Here is a 5,250-nt window from a genome sequence, read left to right as displayed (position 1 = left end):
TTATCTAATTAGCGCTTAGTATTAGGCTTTAGTTAGCAAAAATTTAATCATCAAAGCGAATATGCGTAAGACTTTGATGAGTAGAAATACGAAGCCCTGACCTAACGGTCGGGGCTTTTTTGTATCTTTAATCTTTGATGAAAAACCAATAAAGCCCTGGCCTGACGGTCAGGGCTTTCTTTTTTTGTTCGTGTTTGCTCGTCTCATCGCGACATAGCACAAAAAAGCCTCTCTATAATAGAGAGGCTTTTGTCGTTTTAACCAGTGTCGTTTTAACCAATATTGACGGATTAAATGGAATTTTTGTCTATCAGACCCTGAGTACGCTCGGCTGGCTCGTTAAGTCCGAGCTTCTTATAGGCTGTTAGCATCAGAGGCAAAGAAGCTTTAGCGGCTTCAGTGTCAGGGAAGTCTCGTTGTAAGGCCTGGCAACGGTTAACGGCTGCAACCCAAGCTTCACGACGAATATAGTAGTCGGCGGCGGCTAACTCGTATTGCGCTAAACGATTTTTTAACGCGATCATACGTGCCTTTGCATCAGCAGCATACTCGCTATTGGGATAGCGTTCGAGTAAGCGGCGAAAATCAGCAAATGCTTTACGAGCCGGCTGAGGGTCACGATCATTGCGCTCCATACGGAGAATGTCGTGGATTAGGCTACGATCTTGTGCCATATGAACGAGGCCTCGCATATAGGCAACCCAGTCACTTTCGGCATGAGCGGGGTGCATACGCATAAAGCGATCAATGGTTGCTTCGGCCAAGGCCAGATCGTCATTTTTGTAATAAGCATAGATAAGATCCAGTTGCACTTGATCGGAATAAGCACCAAACGGATAGCGAGAGTCCAATGCCTCAAGCTTTTCAATGGCTGTTATCCATGCCCCTTTGTTTAATTGCGCTTCAGCATCCTGATACAGTTTGGATGGCGGATCGTCTTGGACAACTTGACTGTTGCTTGWGCAACCGACGAGTACAGAGGCTGCGAGTAGCGCAGTAAGGGTTAGGCGTTTCATGGGTTATCGCACTTCCTTGAAAAGTTTTTATGCCATCTGGATTACGGTCACAGCGGCAAACAGATACAATGTCATTATCCCGGCTATTTTATCCAGTGATAGGCGACTATAGCAAAAGGCGTTTACCGGCGATATGCCGAGCGCCACGATAGCGACTGTTGCGAGGGTTTAGTCATAGAAATCACAGAAAAGTTCGGTATGGCACAACAGATAGAATTATCCCATCAGATCCAAGAACACCAAATGGGTCAGCGACTCGATCAAGCGATCGCAGAGCTGTTTCCCGATTACTCTCGCTCTCGGATCAAAACATGGATTCAAGCAGGGCAAGTCTCACTCGATGGTATGGCGGTAGACAAGCCTCGTCAGAAAGTCATGGGCGGGGAGCAGGTTGAGATTGCTACAGAGATTGAAGATGACGATCGCTGGCTACCCCAAGAGATACCGCTCGACGTCGTCTATGAAGATGATGACCTCTTGGTGATTAATAAACCTGCTGGGCTTGTGGTGCATCCAGGTGCCGGCTGTCCGGATGGAACACTATTGAATGGTTTACTTCACCGTTATCCTGATATCGGGGATGTACCGCGTGCAGGGATAGTGCATCGTTTGGATAAAGATACCACGGGCCTAATGGTGGTTGCGAAAACGATCCCCGCGCAGACCCGACTGGTACGCGCGCTACAAAAACGTAAAATCACGCGTGAATACGAAGCGATTGCGATTGGCAATATGACCGGTGGTGGCATGGTGGACAAACCGATAGGCCGCCATTCAACAAAACGGACTCATATGGCCGTCCAAGAATTAGGGAAGCCTGCGATAACCCATTATCGGGTTGCAGAGCATTTCCGGGGTCATACACGGTTACGTTTGCGACTAGAGACGGGGCGGACTCACCAAATCCGAGTGCATATGGCGTATTTAAATCATCCTCTGGTAGGGGACCCGCTTTATGGCGGTAAGGCAAAGCCTCCACGTCAAGCCGGCGAGATCTTGGTTCAGACGCTAAGGCAGTTCAAGCGCCAAGCATTACATGCCGCCATGTTACGTCTTGACCATCCGATCACGGGTGAGCAAATGGAATGGCATGCCCCGATCCCCGACGATATGGTCGCATTGACGGAGCATTTACGTAGCGACCAAGCGGAAAACGGAGAAGACGAGTACTAATGGATTACCTCCAACCTGATTGGCCGGCTCCTGATAATATCGGTGCACTTACCACAACTCGTGAAGGGGGAGTGAGCCAGGGCGCGTTTGCGGGTTGGAATCTTGGTATGCATGTGGGTGATGATCCAGATGCCGTGCAARAAAATCGTCTTGCTCTAGCCGGTATGGTTCACGGAGAACTGACGTGGCTTGAGCAAGTTCATGGGACTGAGGTCGCACGGCTGCCACATCAAGACACACATCCCAAAGCCGATGCAGCATTTACAGATACCGTCGGGCAAGTTTGTACGGTTATGACCGCTGATTGCTTACCGGTACTTTTTTGTAGCCATGATGGTTGCCAAGTCGCGGCGGCACATGCCGGGTGGCGAGGGCTATTAAATGGTGTTTTAGAATCAACCCTCGCTTTATTTTCGCAACCAGAACGCTGTTTGGTTTGGTTGGGGCCGGCAATTGGTCCACAAGCTTTTGAAGTCGGTGAAGATGTTTATCAGGCATTCATCTCGTATTCTTGGCAGACCAAGGCCGCTTTTTCACCTCGAGGGTCAGACAAGTATTTGGCTGATCTCTATGCGCTTGCAAGGCAACGACTAATAGCTACTGGCGTGACCGCGATTTATGGGGGATCGCTATGTACCTACCAGCAAGGCGATCAATTTTATTCCTATCGCCGAGATGGACAAACGGGGCGGATGGCAACGTGTATCTGGCGAATGAAATAAAGTCGTCTTAGATGCTTGAAAAATACCTGCATCGTGCCCATTTATTCATCAACTAAAGGTGTTAAGTGGGAGGAACTAACGATGCGCCTTGACCGTTTTACCAGTAAGTTTCAAATTGCCATTTCTGATGCGCAATCACTCGCGTTAGGGCGAGACCATCAATATATTGAACCCGTTCACTTGATGACCGCACTCTTGAATCAAGATAGCAGTGCGATTCGTCCGCTATTAACCATGCTGAACGTGGATGTGAGCCAACTGCGCTCTAGCCTTTCTGAGTTATTGGATCGCGTCCCTCAAGTCACAGGCACGGGCGGTGAGGTTCAGCTTTCGAATCATCTGGGTAACTTATTTAACCTTTGCGATAAGATCTCACAAAAGCGTAAAGACAAATATATCTCGTCTGAGCTTTTTGTCTTAGCTGCGGTAGAAGATAAAGGGCCGCTTGGGGAGCTATTGCGCAGCCATGGCCTGACATCACAAAAAGTTGAACAAGCGATAGAAAAAGTCCGTGGCGGTCAGCAAGTCGATGATCCCAACGCCGAAGAAAACCGGCAGGCGTTGGAGAAATTTACCCTGGATCTGACCGAGCGTGCTGAGCAAGGCAAACTGGATCCTGTTATCGGCCGTGATGATGAAATTCGCCGGACCATCCAAGTGCTACAGCGTCGTACCAAAAACAATCCCGTCCTGATTGGTGAGCCTGGTGTAGGCAAAACCGCGATTGTTGAGGGGTTAGCCCAGCGTATTGTGAATGGTGAGGTACCGGAAGGTTTGCGCCGTAAACGCGTGCTTTCTCTCGATATGGGGGCGCTAGTCGCTGGGGCTAAATACCGTGGGGAGTTTGAAGAGCGACTAAAAGCGGTATTAAATGAACTGGCGAAAGAGGAAGGTAATGTCATCCTCTTTATTGATGAACTTCATACCATGGTCGGGGCCGGTAAAGCTGAAGGGGCCATGGATGCCGGGAATATGCTCAAACCTGCCTTGGCACGGGGCGAGCTTCACTGTGTGGGCGCAACGACACTTGATGAATACCGCCAATATGTAGAGAAAGATGCGGCATTAGAACGTCGCTTTCAAAAAGTATTGGTGAATGAGCCAAATGTAGAAGACACGGTCGCCATTCTGCGCGGATTAAAAGAGCGTTACGAGCTGCACCATGCGGTAGAAATTACCGATCCGGCCATCGTCGCCGCAGCCAGCTTGTCACATCGCTACATTGCCGATCGCCAGTTACCCGATAAAGCCATTGATCTTATTGACGAAGCGGCGTCCAGCATTCGGATGCAAATTGATTCGAAACCCGATTCGTTAGATCGCTTAGAACGACGCATTGTCCAACTTAAAATTGAACAACAAGCACTAGAAAAAGAAGAAGATAGTGCGAGTCAAAAGCGTTTAGAGACATTGCGTGACGAGCTAGAGGCAAAAGAGCGTGATTATGCCGAGCTCGAAGAGGTCTGGAACACAGAAAAAGCCGCTGTATCTGGAGCTCAACATATAAAAGCTGCTTTAGAGCAAGCACGAACTGACATGGAGATAGCGCGGCGAGCCGGGGATTTAAGCCGAATGTCAGAACTACAGTATGGCAAAATTCCTGACTTAGAAAAGCAGCTCGATCTTGCTAGCCAAGCAGAAATGCAGGAAATGACTTTATTGAAAAACCGAGTCACAGAGGCTGAGATCGCAGATGTTATCGCACGGCAGACAGGGATCCCTGTTTCTCGTATGCTGGAAAGCGAAAAAGAAAAGCTACTTAAAATGGAATCAGCCTTGCACCAGCGGGTGATAGGTCAAGATGAAGCGGTCGGTGCCGTCGCCAATGCCATTCGGCGTAGCCGAGCCGGACTGGCGGATCCGAATCGCCCGATTGGCTCCTTCCTTTTCCTTGGGCCGACAGGGGTGGGTAAAACTGAGTTGTGTAAGTCGCTGGCCGAATTCATGTTCGATAGCCGTGATGCTATGGTTCGGATAGATATGTCTGAATTTATGGAAAAACACTCGGTAGCACGCTTAGTTGGCGCGCCTCCTGGTTATGTTGGATATGAAGAAGGGGGCTATCTTACTGAAGCGGTTCGTCGTCGTCCCTATTCGGTAATTCTACTTGATGAGATAGAAAAAGCGCATTCTGATGGCCGAATTCATGTTCGATAGCCGTGATGCTATGGTTCGGATAGATATGTCTGAATTTATGGAAAAACACTCGGTAGCACGCTTAGTTGGCGCGCCTCCTGGTTATGTTGGATATGAAGAAGGGGGCTATCTTACTGAAGCGGTTCGTCGTCGTCCCTATTCGGTAATTCTACTTGATGAGATAGAAAAAGCGCATTCTGATG

General features: G+C 49.0%; 4 protein-coding genes and 1 pseudogene. 4 read left to right on the top strand and 1 reads right to left on the bottom strand.

The features are described 5' to 3' along the window. Positions 1-290 precede the first annotated feature (290 nt). Positions 291-1,016 (bottom strand): outer membrane protein assembly factor BamD, encoded by a 726-nt coding sequence (gene bamD, locus BZG79_RS11195; RefSeq protein ID WP_077774421.1) that lies wholly within the window; start codon positions 1,014-1,016, stop codon positions 291-293. Between the two features lie 198 nt (positions 1,017-1,214). Between bamD and rluD the strand changes: the two genes are divergently transcribed. The 4 genes and pseudogenes from rluD to BZG79_RS11175 all read left to right on the top strand — a co-directional run. Then, positions 1,215-2,189: a 23S rRNA pseudouridine(1911/1915/1917) synthase RluD gene (gene rluD, locus BZG79_RS11190; protein WP_077774420.1), complete on the top strand. Its 975-nt coding sequence runs from the start codon at positions 1,215-1,217 to the stop codon at positions 2,187-2,189. Further along, entirely contained in the window at positions 2,189-2,911 is a 723-nt protein-coding gene (gene pgeF / locus BZG79_RS11185; RefSeq protein WP_077774419.1) for a peptidoglycan editing factor PgeF, read from the top strand. Before rluD ends, pgeF begins: the two co-directional genes overlap by 1 nt. An 81-nt stretch (positions 2,912-2,992) precedes the next feature. Then, a pseudogene (locus tag BZG79_RS11180) lies at positions 2,993-5,041 on the top strand (AAA family ATPase); the annotation flags it as partial. 4 nt (positions 5,042-5,045) lie between these two features. Further along, positions 5,046-5,250: AAA family ATPase (locus tag BZG79_RS11175; protein WP_199877750.1), on the top strand; the 205-nt coding region annotated here is incomplete at its 3' end.

This window comes from Salinivibrio sp. MA427 (assembly GCF_001996115.1).
In the GTDB taxonomy this organism is placed as follows: Bacteria; Pseudomonadota; Gammaproteobacteria; order Enterobacterales; family Vibrionaceae; genus Salinivibrio; species Salinivibrio costicola.
The sequence above is the reverse complement of the archived record's forward strand: the minus strand, read 5'-3'. Positions and strand labels throughout refer to the sequence as shown.

Excerpts from the sequence above, each read along its gene's own strand:
- rluD (WP_077774420.1), top strand. The coding sequence starts at position 1,215 with ATGGCACAACAGATAGAATTATCCCATCAGATCCAAGAACACCAAATG.